Annotated in this window: 24 protein-coding genes; 20 read left to right on the forward strand and 4 right to left on the reverse strand. The window is 62.3% G+C overall.

The features are described from left to right. Positions 1-124: 124 nt before the first annotated feature. Both PGC08_RS06210 and PGC08_RS06215 read right to left on the reverse strand, forming a co-directional pair. Positions 125-1,150, reverse strand: coding sequence for a 6-phosphofructokinase (locus PGC08_RS06210; RefSeq protein ID WP_009883582.1), 1,026 nt, complete (start codon positions 1,148-1,150; stop codon positions 125-127). Next, a complete protein-coding gene (locus PGC08_RS06215; protein ID WP_009883581.1) occupies positions 1,147-1,833 on the reverse strand; it encodes a DUF1707 SHOCT-like domain-containing protein in 687 nt (228 codons plus the stop codon). The genes PGC08_RS06210 and PGC08_RS06215 overlap by 4 nt, the downstream gene beginning before the upstream one ends. Before the next feature lie 139 nt (positions 1,834-1,972). Here PGC08_RS06215 and PGC08_RS06220 point away from each other — a divergent pair, with 139 nt between their 5' ends. The 5 genes from PGC08_RS06220 (at position 1,973) to PGC08_RS06240 (ending at position 8,341) form a co-directional block, all read left to right on the forward strand. Beyond that, the gene (locus PGC08_RS06220) at positions 1,973-3,217 is read left to right on the forward strand and encodes a glycosyltransferase (RefSeq protein ID WP_193084561.1); all 1,245 of its coding nucleotides are present in this window, start codon (positions 1,973-1,975) and stop codon (positions 3,215-3,217) included. Then, complete coding sequence (locus PGC08_RS06225) at positions 3,210-5,285, forward strand: ArnT family glycosyltransferase (protein WP_271709775.1); 2,076 nt, start codon at positions 3,210-3,212, stop codon at positions 5,283-5,285. The genes PGC08_RS06220 and PGC08_RS06225 overlap by 8 nt, the downstream gene beginning before the upstream one ends. 16 nt (positions 5,286-5,301) lie before the next feature. Next, on the forward strand, positions 5,302-6,030 hold the full coding sequence (locus PGC08_RS06230; protein WP_271709776.1) for a response regulator transcription factor: 729 nt from the start codon (positions 5,302-5,304) through the stop codon (positions 6,028-6,030). A gap of 29 nt (positions 6,031-6,059) precedes the next feature. Further along, on the forward strand, positions 6,060-7,610 hold the full coding sequence (locus tag PGC08_RS06235) for a sensor histidine kinase (RefSeq protein ID WP_271709777.1): 1,551 nt from the start codon (positions 6,060-6,062) through the stop codon (positions 7,608-7,610). A gap of 110 nt (positions 7,611-7,720) precedes the next feature. Next, complete coding sequence (locus PGC08_RS06240) at positions 7,721-8,341, forward strand: hypothetical protein (RefSeq protein ID WP_271709778.1); 621 nt, start codon at positions 7,721-7,723, stop codon at positions 8,339-8,341. A 112-nt stretch (positions 8,342-8,453) separates the two neighbouring features. Here the strand turns inward: PGC08_RS06240 and katG are convergent, their stop codons facing one another. Together katG and PGC08_RS06250 are read right to left on the reverse strand one after the other, a co-directional pair. After that, a complete protein-coding gene (gene katG, locus PGC08_RS06245) occupies positions 8,454-10,658 on the reverse strand; it encodes a catalase/peroxidase HPI (RefSeq protein WP_271709779.1) in 2,205 nt (734 codons plus the stop codon). 79 nt (positions 10,659-10,737) lie between these two features. Next, a complete protein-coding gene (locus tag PGC08_RS06250) occupies positions 10,738-11,226 on the reverse strand; it encodes a Fur family transcriptional regulator (RefSeq protein ID WP_009883574.1) in 489 nt (162 codons plus the stop codon). A gap of 467 nt (positions 11,227-11,693) precedes the next feature. Between PGC08_RS06250 and rpsL the strand changes: the two genes are divergently transcribed. From rpsL to rpsQ, 15 genes are all read left to right on the forward strand, one after another. Then, a complete protein-coding gene (gene rpsL, locus PGC08_RS06255; RefSeq protein ID WP_069599774.1) occupies positions 11,694-12,068 on the forward strand; it encodes a 30S ribosomal protein S12 in 375 nt (124 codons plus the stop codon). Then, entirely contained in the window at positions 12,068-12,538 is a 471-nt protein-coding gene (gene rpsG, locus PGC08_RS06260) for a 30S ribosomal protein S7 (protein WP_009883572.1), read from the forward strand. The genes rpsL and rpsG overlap by 1 nt, the downstream gene beginning before the upstream one ends. Positions 12,539-12,634: 96 nt before the next feature. Then, complete coding sequence (gene fusA, locus PGC08_RS06265) at positions 12,635-14,740, forward strand: elongation factor G (RefSeq protein ID WP_271709780.1); 2,106 nt, start codon at positions 12,635-12,637, stop codon at positions 14,738-14,740. Positions 14,741-14,855: 115 nt separating this feature from the next. Then, the gene (gene tuf / locus PGC08_RS06270) at positions 14,856-16,049 is read left to right on the forward strand and encodes an elongation factor Tu (RefSeq protein ID WP_101639271.1); all 1,194 of its coding nucleotides are present in this window, start codon (positions 14,856-14,858) and stop codon (positions 16,047-16,049) included. A gap of 499 nt (positions 16,050-16,548) precedes the next feature. Continuing rightward, a complete protein-coding gene (rpsJ, locus tag PGC08_RS06275) occupies positions 16,549-16,857 on the forward strand; it encodes a 30S ribosomal protein S10 (RefSeq protein ID WP_009379191.1) in 309 nt (102 codons plus the stop codon). Between the two features lie 11 nt (positions 16,858-16,868). Then, positions 16,869-17,543: a 50S ribosomal protein L3 gene (rplC, locus tag PGC08_RS06280; protein WP_069599775.1), complete on the forward strand. Its 675-nt coding sequence runs from the start codon at positions 16,869-16,871 to the stop codon at positions 17,541-17,543. Positions 17,544-17,548: 5 nt separating this feature from the next. Next, positions 17,549-18,202 carry a 50S ribosomal protein L4 gene (gene rplD / locus PGC08_RS06285; protein ID WP_009883568.1) on the forward strand — a complete coding sequence of 218 codons (654 nt, stop codon included), beginning with the start codon at positions 17,549-17,551 and terminating at the stop codon, positions 18,200-18,202. After that, the gene (gene rplW / locus PGC08_RS06290; RefSeq protein WP_009883567.1) at positions 18,199-18,498 is read left to right on the forward strand and encodes a 50S ribosomal protein L23; all 300 of its coding nucleotides are present in this window, start codon (positions 18,199-18,201) and stop codon (positions 18,496-18,498) included. Before rplD ends, rplW begins: the two co-directional genes overlap by 4 nt. 30 nt (positions 18,499-18,528) lie before the next feature. Next, complete coding sequence (gene rplB / locus PGC08_RS06295) at positions 18,529-19,365, forward strand: 50S ribosomal protein L2 (protein ID WP_009883566.1); 837 nt, start codon at positions 18,529-18,531, stop codon at positions 19,363-19,365. A gap of 15 nt (positions 19,366-19,380) precedes the next feature. Continuing rightward, positions 19,381-19,662 carry a 30S ribosomal protein S19 gene (gene rpsS, locus PGC08_RS06300; RefSeq protein ID WP_009883565.1) on the forward strand — a complete coding sequence of 94 codons (282 nt, stop codon included), beginning with the start codon at positions 19,381-19,383 and terminating at the stop codon, positions 19,660-19,662. Positions 19,663-19,704: 42 nt separating this feature from the next. Further along, positions 19,705-20,091 (forward strand): 50S ribosomal protein L22, encoded by a 387-nt coding sequence (gene rplV / locus PGC08_RS06305; RefSeq protein WP_009883564.1) that lies wholly within the window; start codon positions 19,705-19,707, stop codon positions 20,089-20,091. Continuing rightward, positions 20,091-20,912, forward strand: a complete 822-nt coding sequence (gene rpsC, locus PGC08_RS06310) for a 30S ribosomal protein S3 (RefSeq protein ID WP_009883563.1) — start codon at positions 20,091-20,093, stop codon at positions 20,910-20,912. The genes rplV and rpsC overlap by 1 nt, the downstream gene beginning before the upstream one ends. Before the next feature lie 3 nt (positions 20,913-20,915). Continuing rightward, positions 20,916-21,332 (forward strand): 50S ribosomal protein L16, encoded by a 417-nt coding sequence (gene rplP / locus PGC08_RS06315; protein WP_009883562.1) that lies wholly within the window; start codon positions 20,916-20,918, stop codon positions 21,330-21,332. A 2-nt stretch (positions 21,333-21,334) separates the two neighbouring features. After that, positions 21,335-21,586, forward strand: a complete 252-nt coding sequence (gene rpmC, locus PGC08_RS06320) for a 50S ribosomal protein L29 (RefSeq protein WP_271710045.1) — start codon at positions 21,335-21,337, stop codon at positions 21,584-21,586. Continuing rightward, on the forward strand, positions 21,586-21,873 hold the full coding sequence (rpsQ, locus tag PGC08_RS06325) for a 30S ribosomal protein S17 (RefSeq protein ID WP_009883560.1): 288 nt from the start codon (positions 21,586-21,588) through the stop codon (positions 21,871-21,873). The genes rpmC and rpsQ overlap by 1 nt, the downstream gene beginning before the upstream one ends. Positions 21,874-21,941: the final 68 nt, after the last annotated feature.

Raw genomic sequence — 21,941 nt, forward strand, 5'->3', positions numbered from 1 at the left:
AGCGCCTCATCTGAGTCGCGTTCCTGTCGCTGAGTCTCCGGACTGAGCCGACAGGCACAGCAAGAGGGGCACCCACCAACTGGTGGGTGCCCCTCTTCGCTTATTCACACGGAGCCTGCGTCCGCTAGCCGAAGAGGACCTGAGCCTCTTCCCAGCGCTGGAGCGGAACTGATTTGAGGCGATCGACGGCCGAGGCCATGTCGACCGAGACGATGTCGGTGCCCTTGAGACTGGCCATCTTGCCCCAGTCGCCGTTGTGCGCGAGATCTGCCGCAGCCATCCCCAGGCGCGTGGACAGGACCCGGTCATAGGCCGTGGGGGAGCCGCCTCGCTGCAGGTGTCCGAGGATGGTGGCACGGGATTCGATTCCCGTGATCTCCTCGATCTTTGGCGCCAGGAAGTCCGCAATACCGCCGAGGCGGGTCCGGCCCTTGTTGTCGACACCGCGGTCGGCGACCTGTTCGTCGAGACCCTCGGGAATGAAGCCTTCGGCCACGACGACAATCGGGGCACGACCACGGTCCCTGGCCGAGGTCACCCACTCTTCGATCTGGTCGAAGGAGACGGGAAACTCGGGCATGAGGATCGCGTGGGCGCCACCGGCCATTCCCGCATGCAGTGCGATCCACCCGACGTTGCGGCCCATGACCTCGATGACCATGCACCGGTGGTGGGACTCCGCCGTTGTGCGGAGCCGGTCGATGGACTCGGTCGCGATGGCATGGGCCGAGTCGAAGCCGAAGGTGTAGTCGGTGCCGCTGAGATCGTTGTCGATGGTCTTCGGGACGCCGATGATGTTCAGACCCTCTTCGTGCACGAGTCGGGCGGCACCGGCCAGAGTTCCCTCGCCGCCGATCGCAACGATCGCGTCGATGCCGTGGGCGCTCATCACTTCACGCATCCGCTCCGGCCCGCCGCCCTCATAGGGGTGGGTGCGCGAAGTGCCGAGGATGGTGCCGCCGCGGCCGGAGAGTCCACGAACGTCGAGCATCGACATGTCGAACACATCGTCTTCGAGCAGGCCGCGCCACCCGTCGCGGATTCCGACGAACGTATCCTCGTGGGAGCGAATGCCCTTGCGGACGATTCCGCGGATGACCGCGTTGAGTCCGGGGCAGTCACCGCCGGAGGTCAGTACACCTATCTTCATTCCAATTGCCCCTGATCCTTTGCTCGGTAACCTTTGGCCAAATGCACGTCATGACCAGCCATGAAGGACACGCCCTTGAGGACGAGGGTCCCGTTCGAACCGTCTCCTTTGGCGGAGCCGCGGATCTCATTGCCGGCCATGATGTTGATCGTGTCGTCGCGGACACGCACACCCGGGGGAACGTAGATGTCGTGGCCGGCCATCATCGAATACGAGGTCAGTGACACTGTGACTCCCGGTCCCATCACGTCGCACAGGTCGATGTTGTCGCCGCCCATGAGCGAGTAGGTCGTCACCTCGGCCGTGCCGGCGGGCACATCGAGTTCGCGCCCCGACATGATGGCCACCGAGTTCATCGGCTTCGCTGAGCCCGGTTCGGCCATAGGAGCCAGTGAGGCGGGTCCGGCGCTGCGGGCCAGTGATGTCCCCGCTGTCGTTCCACCACCGGTCTGGCGCTGTAGGGTGCGGTAGAGCTCGTGTCCTTCGGGCAGATCGACGATGAGCGGCAGCAGCTCGTCTAGGTACTTCGCAGAAATCGCCTCATCCTGACGTTCGGCGGTCTCCTCCGGGTCGAGCCGACCGTTGCTGACAGCGTCGGTGATGACTCCGAGAACGGCGTCGCGGTCCTTGTCAGAAGCTCGAATGCGGGGCGCGGGCGAGTGCGGGGGATCTTCTTTGGCCATGACGCCCAGTGTAGCGGGGACCACACTTCGGCAGGAGCGATAAAGGCTATGCGACAGCGATAGGGACTCTCCGACTCCCACAGGCTGGCCACAGCTTCGACCAATGCTGGGCCTAAGACCGAGCGGAACTGTTGTCCTCATGAGACAGCACAGCATCCCTTGGGACCAGGCAGGTCCCCACGCCCACCCGTTCACCGCGACTCACGACGCCCCAACGTCCACGAACGTCGATCTCGTCGTTCCCGTCTACAACGAGGAGGCCAGCCTGGCGACATCCGTCGCAACGCTTCTGAGGGCCACGAGCGAAGGGGACAGCCACGTCACGATCATCATCGCTGACAATGCCAGCACCGACGCCACCCCCACCATCGCCGAGGCGCTCGCTGAGAAGCATCCCGACGTGCGGTATGTGCGCCTGGAGCAGAAGGGCCGCGGCCGCGCCCTGTCGAAGGTGTGGTCGGCCTCTGACGCCGACGTCGTGGCATACACCGATGTGGATCTGGCCACCGACATCCGCGCGCTGGATCCGATGGTCGAGGTCATCCGGTCCGGTATCGCCGATGTCGCCATCGCCAGTCGGCTGCTGCCGGGCCTCGACATCAGCCGCGGGGTGAAGCGAGAGGTCATCTCACGCTGCTATAACCGCCTCCTGAGACTCAGCCTGGGAGTCGGCTACAGCGACGCTCAGTGTGGGTTCAAAGCGATGTCCGCGGAGGCCGCGAAGAAGCTGCTGCCGCTGGTTGAAGACACGGCATGGTTCTTCGACACCGAACTGCTCACCCGAGCCGAATGGGCCGGGCTGCGCATCCACGAATTCGGCACAGACTGGGTCGATGACCCCGATTCCTCAGTCGACGTCCTCGCCACCGCATGGGCCGATGTGAAGGGCATCCACCGACTGCGGAGAACGATCCTCCGTTCCGGGGGACAAACGCTGGGCATCGACGACGTTCCCGCTCCGAACACCGGTGCCCAGATCCTGCACTTCATCGATGTCGGCATCGTCAGCACCCTGTTGTATGCGGTCCTCTTCCTCTTCGGCGTGCAGATGTTCTCACCCACTGTGGCCAACCTCGGCGCGCTTCTCATCTCAACTGTGGCCAATACCGGCCTCAACCGGCGACATACCTTCGGAGTCCGCTCGCCTCACCATGGTCTCGCCGCCCAGATCAAGGGTTTGGCGTCGTTCGCGCTGTGTCTCGGGTTCACCTCGGCGGGGCTGGCCGTTGCCGCGAACTTCACCGGTCCCTTGGCATCGATCGGGACTTTGGCGGTGCTGACGTCGGCGAACCTGCTGGCCACGATCGTGCGCTTCGTGCTGCTGCGGACCTGGGTGTTCGCCATCGGCGCACACCATAACTCGAGGAGTGCACACCATGGATGAGAACCGTTCTGCGAACACCGTGGGCCGGCAGCTGCGCCGGTTCTGGTACCCGGCGGCCCTGACCCTGCTGACCTTGGTCACGATTGCAGGGTTCCTCACCAATCTCAGCGCCAACGGTTGGGCGAATTCCTTCTATGCGGCAGCCGTGCAGGCAGGATCCCAGAACTGGGAGGCCTTCCTCTTCGGCTCCCTGGACTCCGCGAATGCCATCACCGTCGACAAGCCTCCGGCATCCCTGTGGGTGATGGCGCTGAGTGCGCGCGTCTTCGGGTTCTCCTCGTTCTCGATGCTCCTACCGCAGGTGCTGCTGGCCGGAGCGAGTGTGCTGCTGGTGGCCCATTCGACGAGGTTGGCCCTGCACGGACACACCAGTGCCACACTCGAGCGGCTCGCCGCGCTGGGCGCAGGCCTCGTGCTCGCGCTCTCACCGATCGTGGCGCTGATGTTTCGGTTCAACAACCCGGACGCTCTGCTGGTCACCCTCATGGCGGCCGCTGTCGTGGCGACGCAGCATGCGCTGAAAGCCGTGGGCAGCACACGAAGGACTGCGACGCGTGCCGCCATTCTGTGGCTTGGCCTCGCCGGCATCTGCCTCGGCTTCGGCTTCCTCACCAAACAGTTCCAAGTGCTGCTCATCGTGCCGGGACTGGCCGTGGCCTGGGTGCTCTTCGCCCGCCGTTCATGGCTGCACCGGTGCCTTCTGCTGCTGGTTCCGATCGCATCAATGGTCATCAGCGCCGGCTGGTGGATCGCCCTCGTAGAGCTCACTCCCGCAGCCGATCGACCCTATGTGGGTGGATCACAGAACAATTCCTTCCTCGAATTGACGTTCGGCTACAACGGCTTCGGAAGACTGACGGGCAACGAGGCCGGTTCCGTCGGAGGTGGTGGAGGCGGCCAGGGCGGTGGCGGTTGGGGAGAGACCGGTATTGCCCGACTGCTCACCGGCAGCTTCGGTGCCCAGATCGCCTGGCTCCTGCCGACTGCTCTGCTCCTGCTCGCCGTGATCGTCGTTCTTCTCATCCGCGCCGAGGTGGCCCGCCGTCGCCGTCGCCGCAGCACACACCTGCCGGTTGCGCGGACATCGGGCAGTCTGGAAGCTGCCGTGATGATGTGGGGCGCATGGCTGGTGGTGACATGGCTGGTGCTCAGCAATATGAACGGCATCGTCCACGAGTACTACACGGTGGCTCTGGTGCCGGCGATCGCTGTGATCCTCGCCCTCGGAGTCGCGCTGCTTCTCACAACGGCAAGTTACGGCGCCATGCTCCTGCTGGCCCTGGCCTGGGCACTGACAGGGGCGTGGCAGTTCATCCTCACGGCCTCGATGAGCGGAACCCCCGGCTGGCTGCGCTGGAGCGTACTCGTGGTCTCCACCCTGGGCGCACTGTTCCTGATCGGCACCGGCCTCAGGTTCCGAGCGGGCCAAGACGGCCTCAGGTGCAACCGCGCTCTGATGTCGGCAGTGGCATCGATGGCTGTCATCGCCAGCCTGGTGATCCCGGCACAGCTGAGCGTGCGCACGATCGCAGCCTCGACCGAAGGGTCGATCGTCACGATCGCCGGAACGAACTCGGGCATGGGCGGCCCGGGTGGCGGAGGCGGAGGCCCTGCAGGTGGGGGCGGCCCCGCAGGCGACGACGGTGGCGGTGACGGCGAGGACGGTGGCGCCGGAGGCGGCGGGATGGGCGGTCTGCTCAGCGGAGCCACCCCCTCAGCCGAACTCACCGAGCTCCTCGGCGAGGACGCGTCCGACTTCACGTGGGCGGCGGCGGCGACCGGCGCCAACCAGGCCGCGGGCTACCAGCTGGCTGTGGAGGAACCCGTGATGGCCATCGGAGGATTCAACGGCACCGATCCCTCCCCAACTCTCGCAGAATTCAAGCAGCTTGTCGCCGAGGGGCAGATCCATTGGTACATCGGCTCCGGATCGGATGGCCAGGGCGGAGGACCCGGCGGAGGCGGAGGCGGGTCATCCACCTCGGCGGAGATCTCCGCATGGGTTGAGGCGAATTTCGAGGCAACGACCGTCGATTCCGTTTCGCTCTACGATCTGAGCGCCGGATGAGGGGGATAATCGAATCATGAACGCGACTCTCACAGGCGCCGACACAGTACCGGCACGTGTGCTCATCGTCGATGACGAAGCCAACCTGGCCGAGCTCCTGGTCATGGCCTGCCAGGTCAAAGGCTGGGAGGCGGCGAGCGTGGGCACCGGCAGGGATGCGGTGGCGCGGGCCAGGAATGAGCATTTCGATGCGATCGTCCTTGACGTCATGCTGCCCGATCTCGACGGATTCGCCGTCATCGAGAAGGTGCGCGGCGAGGGCATCGACACTCCCGTGGTGTTCCTCTCCGCTCGCGACGAGGTCGATGACCGGCTCACCGGGCTGCGCCTGGGCGGGGATGACTACGTGACGAAGCCATTCAACCTCGACGAGGTCATCGCCCGGGTCGAAGCCAGGCTCCGGCGCAGCGCACCGGTCATCCCCAGCGGTGATGAAGATCTGCTGCGGGTGGGCGACCTGGAGCTCGATGCCCGCTCACACGAGGTGAGCAGAGCCGGTCACCCGATCGATCTCACGGCACGGGAGTTCGAGGTGCTGCTGCTGTTCATGCGCAACCCACGGGCCGTGCTGTCGAAGGCGCAGATCCTCGACCGCGTGTGGGACTACGACTTCGGCGGCAACGGCAACATCGTGGAGTTGTACGTGTCGTATCTGCGGAAGAAGATCGACGCACCGTTCGAGGATCTGCCGAACCTCTTCCACACCAAGCGCGGAGCGGGCTACATCCTTCGGGCCGATCAGTGAAGGCCATTCCTCCTGTGCGCCGGTGGCGGTTGCAGACACGGCTGATCGTCCTCGCCAGCCTCGTCCTGATCCTGGTGGGAGCCGGGACCGGGGCCGCCTCATGGTGGAGCGTGCGGACCTCCCTGATGTCTGATCTCGACAGTCAGTTGGCCGGGATGACCCATCATGCCCGAGTCGATCCCGGGCCCGGACAGAAACCGGGGAACCCTCCAGCCTCGGATGAGACTGATTCCTCCACCTCTGTTGACCAGGCATTGCGCTACCTCTTCCAACCGGGAGTCGGCGACGGTGCTCTCGTGGTCGTCGGCACCGATGACTCTGCCGAAGGCCTGATTGCCGAGGCGGGGCGCGAGCAGCCGCAGACGCTTCCCACGGATGCGGTGGATGCTCTCCTCAACGTCGACGCAGCCACCGGTGGTGAGGAGCCGGACGGGGATCGCAGCGGTGAAGCGGCTGGTCCGGGGGAGGGCGGCGCATCCACGGGGCATCGTTCTGTCGACGTTCCCGGCTTCGGCACCTATCGTGTCGCGGCCTTTGACGACGAAGGAACGACGACTGTCTACGGGGTGCCGCAGAACAGCGTCGATTCGGCGCTTGAAAGAACGGCTTACACGACGGCACTCGCGGTGCTCATCGGCGTGCTCGCCACGGCACTGCTCATGGCCGTCATCATCCACAGGCAGCTGCGCGATCTCAGAGATGTTGCACGCACAGCCAGAGAAGTGACCGACCTCGAGCTGGGGGAGGGGGAGCCCGAACTGGCGCTGCGAGTGCCCTCAGAACTCGCGGTGCCCGGCACCGAGGTCGGTGACGTCGGCGCGTCGGTGAATCGGATGCTCGACCACGTCGGCTCCGCTCTTGACGAACGATATCGCGGGACAGAGCAGATGAGAAGATTCGTCGCTGACGCCTCACACGAGCTGCGGACCCCGATCGCCACGATCAGAGGATGGGCAGACCTCACCCGGCCGTATCGGGACGAGCTTCCTGTCCAGGTGCAGACATCGCTGGGCAGGATCGACTCGGGGGCGATGAGGATGTCCTCGCTCGTCGATGACCTGCTCCTCCTCGCCAGATTGGAAGCCGGCCGACAGCCGACCAAGGAAGACACCGTGGATGTGTCTGCACTGCTTTTGGAACTCGTCGAAGATGCGCACGTGCTCAGCCCGGACCATGAGATCCACCTGGATCTGCCCCCGGATGCCTTGGAGATCCGCGGCGCCGCCGATCAGGTGCGCCAGGCGGTCGCAGTCATACTCACCAATGCGTGCGTGCACACGCCAACGGGCACGCGAGTCCACGTTGAGGCCGAACACATTGAGGAGGCTGGGGCTCAGCAGATGGTGGCCGTTCGCCTCAGCGATGACGGGCCGGGCATCCCCGAAGACATTCGCGACACAGTCTTCGACAGGTTCGTCCGCGGTGACGCGGCACGAACCAGAACTGAGGGAGTGCGCGGAGGCTCATCCGGCCTGGGACTTTCCATCGCAGCCGGACTCATCGAACTTATGCACGGCGAGGTGTCGATGACGACCTCGGAGGGCGGCACCGTGTTCGAACTCCGCTTCCGAGCTGCCTGAAGGTCTCTGGTCGCACCCGCGCTCAACTGCACAGGCTGGACACAGCCTCGACTGAGATTGGCGACAGCACGGCACACGAAAGTGGAATCACTGACAACCAAGGAGATTTCATGACTGAGAACCAGAATCAGAACCCTGCCGACTCTGCCGCCCAGCCCAGCCCTGCCGGCCAGAACAGCACAACGGGTCCGATGATTTCGAACGGCACGAGCGGCACGATGATTTCGAACAGCACTGCCGGCACCATGGATTCGAACGATCGGAAGAAGAAGCGGCGCGTTCCGCTGATCCCCGCCATCCTTGCAGGTGCGGCCCTGTTCATCGTCGGTGGACTCGCCGGAGGAGCGGTAGGAGCTTCGACAGTGCTGATGTCGAATGACAGCGGCACAAGCCAGGGTACGGGTGGTCCCGGCGGCCAGCCGGGAGGCGGCCAACAGGGTGGCGGCCAACAAGGTGGTGCAGGACCAGGCGGAGGAATGGCGCCGGGCGGCCAAGCCGGAGACGGACAGGGTTCGAACAGCCAAGACTCGAACGGCCAAGACTCGAACGGCCAGGACTCGGATGGCCAAGACTCGAACAATCAAGGTTCGGACAGACAGTCGTCCCAAAGTTCGGATGACCAGACGGCCGATGACACCTCGGCGGTGGACGACAGCAGCGAAGAGAACGTTGCTCTGTCCTGGCTGAACTCGGTGTCGCAGGAAGTGGCGGTCCTCATCCGAGAACCCTGATTCCATCTGCCGGGACGGAGTCCTGTTCAGGTCCGGAAACAACTGTGCCCCCACCAATTGCGGTGGGGGCACAGTCATGAGCGCTCAGAACACTCTGCGGAGGAGGCCTCCGTCAGCGGTGCAGATCGAAACGGTCTGCCTCGACGAGCTTGCTCCAGGCCTTGACGAAGTCGTTGACGAACTTGTCCTTGGCGTCATCGGAGGCGTACACCTCGGCGATGGCACGCAGCTCTGAGTTGGCACCGAACAGGAGGTCGATGCGGCTGCCGGTCCACAGCTTCTCTCCGGCGGGGGAGAAGCACTCGTAGACGTTGGCGGACTCGGACGGGCCGACCGGCTTCCAGACATTGCCGAGCTCGAGCAGATTGACGAAGAAGTCGTTCGTCAGCTCGCCCGGGCGATCGGTGAACACACCGAGCTCGGAGTCTTCGTAGTTCGCGCCGAGGACGCGCAGTCCGCCGATGAGCACGGTCAGCTCCGACGGGGTCAGGCCGAGGAGGCTGGCCCTGTCCAGGAGAAGGTGCTCGGCCGAGAGCGGAAGGCCCTCTGTCAGGTAGTTGCGGAATCCGTCGTGAGTCGGCTCCAGGAAGGAGAACGAGTTGACGTCGGTCTGCTCCTGGGTGGCGTCTCCGCGGCCTGTGGTCACCGGGACGCTGACATCATGACCGGCTGCCTTCGCTGCGGTCTCGATGCCGACGGCACCGGCGATTGCCAGAACATCGGCGAAGGAGGCGCCGTTGTCGGCTGCGATGCCCTCGAGGACGCTGACGACCTGATCCAGCTTCGCTGGCTCGTTGACGTCCCAGCTCTTCTGCGGCTCAAGGCGCAGACGTCCGCCGTTGACTCCGCCTCGGAAGTCCGAGCGGCGGTGCGTGGAGGCTGCGGCCCAGGTGGTGGACACCAGCTGGGAGACGGTCAGGCCTGAGTTGCGGATGGCGGCCTTGACTGCCTCGAGACCGGCCTCATCAAGCGGGGTGCCTTCTGGGACCGGGTCCTGCCAGATCAGCTCTTCTTCCGGAACCTCGGGTCCGAGGTAACGGGTGGCCGGGCCCATGTCACGGTGGGTGAGCTTGAACCAGGCACGGGCGAAGGCGTCTTCGAACGCCTTCTGATCGTCCTTGAAGCGACGCGAGATCTTCTCGTAGATGGGATCGAAGCGCAGAGACAGGTCGGTCGTGAGCATGCGGGGCTCACGACGGCCGTCGCCCTGTGCCATCGGCACCATGTCATCGCCGCCGCCGTCGACGGGACGCCACTGCAGGTGTCCGCCTTCGTTTTCGAAGACTTCCCATTCGTAGGCGAAGAGGATGTGGAAGAACTCGTTGTCCCAGCGGGTCGGGTGATAGGTCCAGGTGACCTCGATGCCGCTGCCGACGGTGTCGTTGCCCTGTCCGGTGCCGAAGTCGGACTTCCAGCCCAGTCCCTGCTCTTCGATCGGTGCCGCTTCGGGGTCGCCGCCCTTGTGTGACTCCGGGGCTGCGCCGTGGGTCTTGCCGAACGTGTGACCGCCGGCGATGAGGGCGACGGTCTCCTCATCGTCCATGGCCATCCGAGCGAAGGTTTCGCGGATGTCGAGCGCGGCGGCCAGCGGATCGGGCTTGCCTTCCGGGCCTTCCGGGTTGACGTAGATGAGACCCATGGTGGTTGCGGCCAGGGGCTTCTGCAGTTCGCGGTTGCCCACATAGCGCTTGTCGGTGCCCAGCCATTCGGTCTCTGAGCCCCAGTAGACGTCGTTGTCGGGCTCCCACACGTCCTTACGGCCGCCTGCATAGCCGAAGGTCTTGAAGCCCATCGACTCCAGTCCGACGTTGCCGGCGAGGATGAACAGGTCGGCCCAGGAGATCTTCTTGCCGTACTTCTTTTTGACCGGCCAGAGCAGGCGACGAGCCTTGTCGAGACCCACGTTGTCTGGCCAGGAGTTGAGTGGGGCGAAGCGCTGCTGTCCCTCGCCGCCACCGCCGCGTCCGTCCTGGACACGGTAGGTGCCGGCTGAGTGCCAGGCCATGCGGATCATGAATGGGCCGTAGTGCCCGAAGTCGGCAGACCACCAGTCGGCGTTCGTCTTCTGGAGCTCTTCGATATCGGCCTTGAGCGCGAAGTAGTCGAGGCTGGCGAATTCGGCGTCGTAGTCGAAGCCCTCGTCCATGGGGTCGCGTGCAGGCTGGTTCTTGGCCAAGATCTTGAGATTGAGGCGGTTGGGCCACCAGTGCGAGTTCGCGTCGCCCTGGCTGGGAGCGGCCAGCGACTCGGCCTCGGGCGCAGGCGACGCCGAGGTGGTGTGTGCGACTGGGCAGCCGCCTGTGGAGCTTTCGGTCATTATGTACCTTTCACGGTCGAGCCCCGTCGGGCTCGCTTGAAGACAAAAGGGGTGAGGCTTTGTCGAAGGATGGATCGGCTCAGGCCGCCGAGGTGGCCCCGGAGGCTCCAGCAGGAGATGCTGATCCCGACGGCGATGCGTTGCAGTCGGGGCACAGTCCCCAGAAGGTCACCTCGGCCTGTTCGATGACGAATCCCGCGTCGTGCGAAGGTGTCAGGCATGGAGCCTGCCCGACCGTGCAGTCGACATCGACGATGAGATTGCATGATCGGCACACGAGGTGATGATGGTTGTCCCCGATGCGCCGTTCGTAGCGTGCCACGGACCCGGACGGCTGAATGCACCGCACGAGCCCAACCTCGGTGAGGGTGTGCAGTGAGTCGTAGACGGCCTGATGCGACACCTCGGGGAGCTGCTCACGGACGGCGCGAATGACGGTATCGGTGTCTGCATGCTGATGTTCACACACAGCTTCGAGTACCGCGACTCTCTGTTTCGTCACACGAAGGGAACTGTTCCGCAGTGCTGCGGTCGGCTCCGATTCGTGTCCATGCTTCTTCTCAGCCACGGCTTCAGCTTGCCGCCTTTTCTTGAATCAGTCAAGGAAGCGTGTCGAAGAGTTGTTTTGAGGAAGCGGTAGGCGAGGAGCGGCAGATGAGCAACTCTGACGGGGGAGTGGCGGGTATGTCGCCAAGCGCACAGGCGCTGGTTTTGACCAGATGCACGGGGCCGCGATATTCTAGGATGCGACTGATTGTGTTATCTGCGTTCGCGAATGACCATACCGGATGTTTTGTGAGATCCGGACCATTGTGAGAATTCGTCAGAAGCAGGCCGCCGACGTGTCATTCTGCATAGGTCGTGTGTCATTGCGACACACCCGAGTGCAGGGTTCACTGCGTCGCGCGAATACTGGCATCGGGCGTGAAGCTTCACCCGGTGTTCAGTCGGATATGTCCCACGGTTCACAAGCATGGCTGATGCCATGGCCAATGTGGGAATTAGGTTTATCGAGAAGCAAACGGAGAACGCTTAGTGCCGACAATCCAGCAGCTCGTCCGCAAGGGACGACATGTCAAATCCGCAGGATCCGACGCTCCTGCGCTGAAGAACAGCCCGCAGCGTCGTGGGGTGTGCACCCGTGTGTACACCACTACACCCAAGAAGCCGAACTCGGCTCTTCGCAAGGTCGCTCGTGTCAAGCTTTCGAGCCAGATCGAAGTGACTGCCTACATTCCAGGCGAAGGACACAACCTGCAGGAGCACTCGATCGTGCTCGTGCGCGGTGGTCGTGTCAAGGACCTGCCAGGTGTGCGCTACCGAATCGTTCGCGGTTCGCTTGACACCCAGGGTGTCAAGGGCCGCCAGCAGGCACGCAGCAAGTACGGTGCGAAGAGGGAGAAGAAGTAATGCCACGTAAAGGTCCTGCACCCAAGCGACCGATCGTCATTGACCCGGTCTTCAGTTCGCCGATCGTCACGCAGCTGATCAACAAGATTCTGCTCGACGGAAAGCGTTCGACCGCTGAGCGCATCGTCTACGGTGCTCTCGAAGGTACCCGTGAGAAGAACGGCAATGACCCAGTTGTCAACCTGAAGAAGGCTCTCGACAACATCCGTCCGTCCCTCGAGGTTCGCTCCCGCCGTGTCGGCGGCGCGACCTACCAGGTTCCGGTCGATGTTCGTCCGGTTCGTTCGACGACTTTGGCACTGCGCTGGCTCGTGGCTTACTCCCGCCAGCGTCGTGAGAAGACGATGACCGAACGCCTCATGAACGAGATTCTCGATGCAAGCAACGGCCTCGGTGCTGCTGTGAAGCGTCGCGAAGACACCCACAAGATGGCCGAGTCCAACAAGGCCTTCGCCCACTACCGCTGGTAATCGTTCCTCCCTGGAACCCTGGCCGGTCGGCGTCATAAGGCGCCTGCCGGCCAGGCAGCGGGAGTCGATCACATCATCGAGTGAGAGAGAGACACCGTGGCACTTGACGTGCTCACCGACCTGAACAAGGTCCGCAACATCGGCATCATGGCCCACATCGATGCCGGTAAGACCACCACAACCGAACGCATCCTGTACTACACCGGTGTGAACTACAAGATCGGCGAGACCCACGACGGTGCCTCGACGATGGACTGGATGGATCAGGAGCAGGAACGCGGCATCACGATCACGTCGGCCGCCACCACCTGCTACTGGCACGACAACCAGATCAACATCATCGACACCCCGGGCCACGTCGACTTCACCGTCGAGGTTGAGCGCTCGCTGCGCGTCCTCGATGGCGCCGTTGCCGTCTTCGACGGCAAGGAAGGCGTTGAGCCGCAGTCCGAGACCGTGTGGCGTCAGGCTGACAAGTACGACGTGCCGCGCGTGTGCTTCGTCAACAAGATGGACAAGCTCGGTGCTGACTTCTACTTCACCGTCGACACCATCCGCGAACGCCTCGGAGCCAAGCCGCTGGTCATTCAGCTGCCCATCGGTTCCGAGTCTGACTTCGCCGGCGTCGTCGATCTTCTTGAGATGAAGGCCTACATCTGGCCTGATGAGTCCAAGAAGGGTCAGGACATGACCGAGGTCGAGATCCCTGAGGATCTCCAGGCCAAGGCCGAAGAGTACCGTGCTCAGCTCATCGAAGATGTTGCTGAAGCCACTGATGAACTCATGGAGAAGTACCTTGAAGGCGAAGAGATCTCGACTGCCGAGATCAAGGAGGGCATCCGCTCTCTCGTCGTCAACTCCACAGCCTTCCCTGTCATGTGCGGTTCGGCTTACAAGAACAAGGGCGTCCAGCCCATGCTCAATGCCGTCATCGACTACCTGCCTTCGCCTCTCGAGGTTCCTCCCATGATCGGTGAGAACCCTCGTGACGAGGACGAGAAGCTGACTCGCAAGCCTTCCAAGGACGAGCCCTTCTCGGCCCTTGCGTTCAAGGTCGCGACCCACCCGTTCTTCGGCACGCTGACCTACGTCCGCGTGTACTCCGGACAGGTGAAGTCGGGCGAGGCCGTTCTCAACTCGACGAGCGGCAAGAAGGAACGCGTCGGCAAGCTCTTCCAGATGCACTCCAACAAGGAGAACCCTGTCGAAGAGGCCATCGCCGGCCACATCTACGCGTTCATCGGTCTCAAAGAGACAACCACCGGTGACACGCTGTGCGACCCAGCGAACCCGATCGCTCTCGAGTCGATGACCTTCCCTGAGCCGGTCATCTCTGTGGCCATCGAGCCCAAGACCAAGAGCGACCAGGAGAAGCTGTCGGCAGCCATTCAGAAGTTCGTCAGGGAAGACCCGACATACCGGGTCGAACTGGACGTGGAGACCGGCCAGACCGTGATCCGCGGAATGGGCGAGCTTCACCTCGACATCCTCGTCGACCGTATGCGTCGCGAGTTCAAGGTCGAGGCGAATGTCGGCAAGCCGCAGGTCGCCTATCGTGAGACCATTCGTCGCACTGTCGAGAAGTTCGACTACACCCACAAGAAGCAGACGGGTGGATCGGGACAGTTCGCGAAGGTCCAGGTCACCTTCGAGCCTCTCGAGGTCGAAGGCGATACGATCTACGAGTTCGAGAATGCCGTCACGGGCGGACGTATTCCGCGCGAGTACATTCCGAGCGTCGACGCCGGTATCCAGGACGCCATGCAGCTCGGTGTCCTCGCCGGTTACCCGATGGTCGGTGTCAAAGCGACACTGATCGACGGTGCCTACCACGACGTCGACTCTTCGGAGATGGCATTCAAGATCGCCGGTTCGATGGTCTTCAAGGAGGCCGTTCAGAAGGCGAAGCCGGTTCTGCTGGAACCGGTCATGGACGTCGAGGTGCGTACACCTGAGGAATACATGGGTGACGTCATCGGCGACCTCAATTCCCGACGTGGCCAGATCCAGTCCATGGACGATGCTTCCGGTGTGAAGGTCGTCAAGGCTGTGGTCCCGTTGTCGGAGATGTTCGGTTACATCGGTGATCTGCGGTCGAAGACCCAGGGCCGTGCGGTGTACTCGATGACTTTCTCCAGCTATGCGGAGGTCCCCAAGGCAGTCGCCGAGGAGATCGTCCAGAAGATGCGTGGCGGAGAGTAATCTCCGGTCCCCGGTCGCCACGGTGAGCAAGAACATGTTCACCGAAATGAAAGATAACCAACAAAGGTCTAAGATATGAACCGCATATCTTTTGCCAACCACGAGGAGGAACCCAGTGGCAAAGGCTAGTTTCGATAGGACTAAGCCGCACGTCAACATTGGCACCATCGGCCACGTTGACCACGGAAAGACCACCTTGACCGCCGCAATCACCAAGGTGCTGGCGGACAAGTACCCAGATCTCAATGAGGCTCGCGCCTTCGACCAGGTGGATAACGCACCTGAGGAGAAGGAGCGCGGCATCACCATCAACGTCTCGCACGTTGAATACCAGACCGAGAAGCGTCACTACGCTCACGTCGATGCCCCTGGTCACGCCGACTACATCAAGAACATGATTACCGGTGCTGCTCAGATGGACGGCGCAATCCTCGTGGTTGCCGCTACCGACGGTCCGATGCCGCAGACTCGCGAGCACGTTCTGCTCGCCCGTCAGGTTGGCGTGCCTTACATCGTTGTCGCACTGAACAAGTCCGACATGGTCGATGACGAGGAGCTCATCGAGCTCGTCGACTTCGAGGTTCGCGATCTGCTCTCCAGCCAGGACTTCGACGGCGACAACGCTCCCGTCATTCCTGTCTCCGCTCTCAAGGCGCTGGAAGGCGACGAGAAGTGGGTCAAGAGCGTCGAAGACCTCATGCAGGCCGTCGATGACAACGTTCCCGAGCCGGAGCGCGACATCGACAAGCCCTTCCTCATGCCTGTGGAAGACGTCTTCACGATCACCGGTCGTGGAACCGTCGTCACCGGTCGTGTCGAGCGCGGCGTCCTCCTGCCCAACGATGACATCGAAATCGTCGGCATCAAGGAGAAGTCGTCCAAGACGACTGTCACCGCAATCGAGATGTTCCGCAAGACTCTGCCCGACGCACGTGCGGGTGAGAACGTCGGACTGCTGCTGCGCGGAACCAAGCGCGAAGAAGTTGAGCGCGGACAGGTTATCGTGAAGCCGGGTTCGATCACCCCTCACACGAACTTCGAGGGCCAGGTCTACATCCTGAGCAAGGACGAGGGTGGACGCCACAACCCGTTCTACTCGAACTACCGTCCTCAGTTCTACTTCCGCACCACGGACGTCACCGGCGTCATCACGCTGCCTGAGGGCACCGAGATGGTTATGCCCGGCGACAACACCGACATGTCGGTCGAGCTGATCCAGCCGATCGCTATGGAAGAGGGCCTCCGCTTCGCTATCCGCGAGGGTGGACGTACCGTCGGCGCTGGTCGAGTCACCAAGATCACCGCCTGATACACCATCGATCATTAAGGCTTCGGCCTTGAGTTCGGAACATCGGTTCTGAACGATCGATTCGGAACCCCGGTCCATTGGGCCGGGGTTCCGTGCATTCACAACGGGGGACCGCCTCGGCGAGTGACGTGTCTGACTCACACCGGCACCCGATGATGAAATGCCTCACAAGTCAGATGCCTGGAATTGCGCGGATGAAGTGCTATGTGACAAGATAGTGAAGTTGCGTTTTGGACGTTGACCCCTGCACTGCGGTAGAGATACCGCGAACAGTCCGGAACACTATCGGATCGATGAATCTGCGTGAAAGCGGGTTCGGACCGAGCAGCCAATGAGTAAAAGCGCCGTCGGCCCAGAACGAGGATTGAAAAATCCTCCGCAAGGATTAGCCGACACGCCCGACCTCGGGGGTCGGTCATGGTCAGCCGGCACAGACCACAGACGATTTCGATCGACTGTCGGTTGATGGCCGGAAGTAACTAAAGAAAGAGACGACGCCATGGCGGGACAGAAGATCCGCATTCGGCTCAAGTCGTACGACCACGCTGTGATTGACAGTGCTGCACGAAAGATCGTGGACACCGTCACTCGCGCAGGTGCGACTGTTGTGGGCCCCGTGCCGTTGCCAACGGAGAAGAACGTTTACTGCGTCATCCGTTCGCCACACAAGTACAAGGACAGCCGTGAGCATTTCGAAATGCGCACGCACAAGCGTCTGATCGACATCGTCGATCCGACGCCGAAGGCAGTCGATTCGCTGATGCGTCTCGACCTCGCTGACGACGTCAACATCGAGATCAAGCTCTAAGGGAGGCAAACATGGCGAACAATCGTTCATCAGCTCTCCCTACCACCCGCAAGGTCAAGGGCCTTCTGGGAACCAAGCTGGGCATGACCCAGGTTTGGGATGAGCAGAACAATCTCGTACCGGTGACCGTAGTGGCCGCCGGCAGCAACGTCGTGACGCAGGTCCGCAACGAGGAAACCGATGGTTACCCTGCAGTGCAGATCGCGTTCGGCGAGATCGATCCGCGTAAGGTCAACAAGCCGACCGCAGGCCACTTCGAGAAGGCCGGCGTGACCCCACGTCGTCACCTTGTCGAGCTGCGCACTGCAGACGCTGCTGACTACTCACTGGGCCAGGAGCTCGGAGTCGACACGTTCGACGCCGGGATCAAGGTCGATGTGACCGCAAAGACCAAGGGTAAGGGAACCGCCGGTGTCATGAAGCGTCATGGCTTCCATGGTGTCGGCGCCTCCCACGGACAGCACCGCAACCACCGCAAGCCGGGTTCGATCGGCGGAGCCGCGACCCCAGGTCGCGTGTTCAAGGGTATGCGCATGGCTGGCCGTATGGGTGCAGTCAAGCACACCACCCAGAACCTCACGATCCACGCCGTGGACACCGAGAACAACTTCCTGCTCATCAAGGGTGCCGTACCTGGTCCCAAGGGTGCAGTCGTTCTCGTTCGCTCGGCCGCTAAGGAGGGCTGAACGTAATGACTGATGTCAAGACAGTCGACGTCGTCGATGCCGCTGGTGCGAAGACCGGATCCGTTGAGCTGCCTGCCGAGATCTTCGGCGTGCAGACCAATGTGCCGTTGATTCACCAGGTTGTTGTCGCTCAGCTGGCAGCAGCCCGTCAGGGTACACACAAGACAAAGACCCGCTCCGAAGTACGCGGTGGCGGTCGCAAGCCCTACCGTCAGAAGGGAACCGGTAACGCCCGTCAGGGTTCGATCCGCGCTCCTCAGTACAACGGTGGTGGAGTCGTGCACGGGCCGGTTCCTCGCGATTACTCGCAGCGGACCCCCAAGAAGATGAAGGCAGCTGCTCTGCGCGGCGCGCTCTCAGATCGCGCACGTCTCGATCAGGTGTTCGTTGTGAAGAACCTGATCACCGGCGAAGCACCGTCGACCAAGCAGGCGAAGCTCGCCTTGGCTGGCCTCTCCGATCGCAAGAACACCCTCGTGGTGCTCGACCGTGACGATGAGCTCACCGAGCGCAGCGTTCGCAACCTGCCTCACGTTCACGTGCTCACCTCCGATCAGCTCAACACATACGATGTGCTGATCGCAGATGACATCGTGTTCACCGAGTCAGCGCTGGAGACGTTCCTGGGCGGATACCGCAAATCGGAGGACGCATCATGAGTCTGAACTTCAAGGACCCGCGCGACATCATCGTCGCTCCGGTCGTCTCGGAAAAGACCTACAGCCTGATGGACGAGGGTAAGTACACCTTCATCGTCGACCAGGGGTCGAACAAAACTGAGATCAAGAACGCCATTGAATCGATCTTCAATGTGCAGGTCGCCAAGGTCAACACCCTGAACCGTCAGGGAAAGCGCCGCCGCACTCGCACCGGTTGGGGAAAGCGCAAGGACACCAAGCGTGCCATTGTCGCCCTCAAGGACGGATCGATCGACATCTTCGGTGGATCGCTCTAAGCGATCCTTCGTAAAAGAAGGACAAGACTCATGGGAATCCGTAAGCACAAGCCGACGACCCCGGGCCGCCGTGGCTCATCGGTCGCCGACTTCGTCGAAGTGACCCGGTCTACACCGGAGAAGTCACTTCTGCGCCCACTGCCTAAGCGCGGTGGCCGCAACAGCCAGGGACGCGTGACCACTCGCCATCAGGGCGGCGGCCACAAGCGTCAGTACCGTGTCATCGACTTCCGCCGCCATGACAAAGATGGCGTACCGGCGAAGGTCGCACACATCGAATATGACCCGAACCGCACTGCGCGGATCGCTCTTCTGCACTATGCAGATGGCGAAAAGCGCTACATCCTCGCCCCGCAGAACCTCAAGCAGGGCGCACAGGTTGAAGCCGGTCTGGGTGCAGACATCAAGCCGGGCAACAACCTTGCCCTGCGCAACATCCCAGTCGGTACCGTTCTGCACGCAGTTGAAATGCGTCCAGGCGGCGGTGCCAAGATCGCTCGCTCTGCCGGTTCTTCCGTGCAGCTCGTTGCGAAGTACGGCCGGTTCGCTCAGCTGCGGATGCCTTCGGGCGAAATCCGCAACGTTGATGCGCGCTGCCGTGCGACGATCGGCGAGGTCGGCAATGCCGAGCAGTCGAACATCAGCTGGGGTAAAGCAGGCCGCATGCGTTGGAAGGGCAAGCGCCCATCCGTCCGTGGTGTCGTCATGAACCCGATCGATCACCCACATGGTGGTGGCGAGGGCCGTACTTCGGGTGGTCGTCACCCAGTCAGCCCGTGGGGTCAGTCAGAAGGCCGCACTCGCCGGCCGAACAAAGAGAGCGACAAGTACATCGTGCGCCGTCGCCGGACCGGCAAGAAGCGCTGATTGGAGTACTGACTTATGCCTCGTAGCCTCAAAAAGGGTCCTTTCGTCGATGAACACCTGTACCAGAAGGTGGCTCGTCAGAACGAGAAGAACTCTAAAAATGTAATTAAGACATGGTCTCGTCGCTCGATGATCATCCCGGATTTCCTGGGACACACCATCGCAGTACATGACGGACGCAAGCATGTTCCAGTCTTCATCACTGAAGCCATGGTCGGACACAAGCTTGGCGAGTTCGCACAGACACGGACGTTCCGTGGCCACGAAAAGGACGATCGCAAGGGTCGCCGCCGCTGACGCGGGGCACTCTTACGATCCTAGACAAGAGAGAAGGAAGCGATGGAAGCCAAGGCTAAGGCGCGTTACCTGCGCGTCACGCCTCGCAAGGCTCGGCGCGTCATCGACCTCATTCGTGGTCAGCAGGCGACCGAAGCACTTGCAGTGTTGAAGTTTGCAGAACAGTCGGCATCAGATCCGATTTACAAGCTCGTTGCCTCAGGTATCGCCAATGCGCGTACCCGGGCCGACGAGGAGGGCATTGCGTTCGACGAGAACGAACTGGTCATCTCCGAAGCATTCGTGGACGAGGGACCAACCATGAAGCGGTTCCGCCCGCGAGCTCAGGGTCGCGCTTTTCGCATTGAAAAGCGCACAAGCCACGTTTCAGTGGTCCTGGCCAGCGGTGACGACCTGCCTCAGCGCAAGAGCCGGAAGGGGAACCGTTAATGGGCCAGAAAATCAATCCGAACGGATTCCGACTCGGAATCACCACGGATCACAAGTCAAAGTGGTTTGCTGACTCGACTAAGCCGGGACAGCGCTACAGCGACTACGTGCTCGAAGATGTGAAGATCCGACAGATGATGACCAAGGGCCTTGAGCGCGCTGGCATCTCCAAGGTGAACATCGAACGCACACGTGACCGTGTCCGAGTCGACATCCACACTGCCCGCCCGGGCATTGTCATTGGACGTCGTGGAGCCGAAGCCGACCGCATCCGCGGCCAGCTCGAAAAGCTCACCGGCAAGCAGATTCAGCTCAATATCCTTGAGGTGAAGAACGCAGAGATCGACGCGCAGCTCGTGGCTCAGGGAGTTGCCGAGCAGCTCGCCAGCCGCGTGGCATTCCGCCGCGCTATGCGCAAGTCGATCCAGAGCGCTCAGCGCGCAGGTGCCAAGGGCATCCGCGTGCAGTGCTCCGGCCGCCTCGGCGGTGCTGAGATGAGCCGTTCCGAGTTCTACCGTGAAGGTCGTGTGCCTCTGCACACCCTCCGCGCGAACATCGATTACGGCTTCCACGAAGCACACACCACATTCGGGCGCATCGGCGTCAAGGTGTGGATCTACAAGGGCGATATGACCGACAAGGAGCTTGCTGCCGAGCAGGCTAAGGCTCCTGCAGCTCGTGGCCCCAAGGGCCGTGGGCGCGGCCGTGGAGGCCGTGGTCGTGGTCAGGAAGGCGCAGCAGCACCGCGCCGGAACGACGCAGCGCCGAAGACCGAGAACAACGCCGAAGCCCCCGCGGCTGAGGCCGGATCGGAGGGCTGACACATGCTGATCCCTCGTCGGGTTAAGTACCGCAAGCAGCACCACCCCAAGCGGGGCGGCGCAGCCAAGGGCGGCACCAAGGTGTCTTTCGGTGACTACGGCATCCAGGCCACTGAGCCTGCCTACATCACCAACCGGCAGATCGAAGCCGCACGTATTGCCATGACGCGTTACATCAAGCGTGGTGGCAAGGTGTGGATCAACATCTACCCAGATCGACCGCTGACGAAGAAGCCTGCCGAAACCCGCATGGGTTCCGGTAAGGGTTCGCCGGAGTGGTGGGTCGCCAATGTCAAGCCGGGTCGGGTCATGTTTGAACTCGCCGGTGTGTCCGAGGAAGTTGCTCGCGAGGCGCTGCGTCTCGCGATCCACAAGCTTCCGCTCAAGGCCCGTATCGTGGCCCGCGAAGGTGGTGAGTGAGTATGGCAATCGGTTCGAAGAACCTTTCCATGGACGCACTTGACGGTTATGACAACGAGCGTCTGCTCGAGGAGCTCAAGAAGGGCAAGGCCGAGCTGTTCAACCTGCGCTTCCAGTCGGCCACCGGCCAGCTGGAGAGCCACGGTCGTCTCAAGGCCGTGCGTCGCGACATCGCTCGTATCTACACCGTGCTCAATGAGCGGGAATTGGACATTCGTCCGAACCCTGCTGACGCTAAGGAAGAGGACAAGTGATGGCGGAGACCACCAAGCCCGAGGCAACGCCTGCGGACCGTAACTCCCGCAAGACTGCGCGTGGTTACGTTGTTTCCGACAAGATGGAGAAGACCATCGTCGTTGAGGTTGAGGAGCGCAAGACGCACCGCCTCTACGGCAAGGTCCTCCGCCAGTCGGTGAAGTACAAGGTTCACGATGAGGAGAACGCCGCTGGAATCGGCGACCTCGTCCTCGTGTCCGAAACGCGGCCGGTTTCGTCCGCGAAGCGCTGGCGGCTCGTCGAGATCATCGAACGCGCCAAGTAAGCCGACGCCACCCCTCCCACCCGGTCCCGCCCACGGTCTCCAGCAGATCGTGGGCGGCTACCGGGAAC

Source organism: Brevibacterium sp. BDJS002, assembly GCF_028201555.1.
GTDB lineage: Bacteria > Actinomycetota > Actinomycetes > Actinomycetales > Brevibacteriaceae > Brevibacterium > Brevibacterium aurantiacum.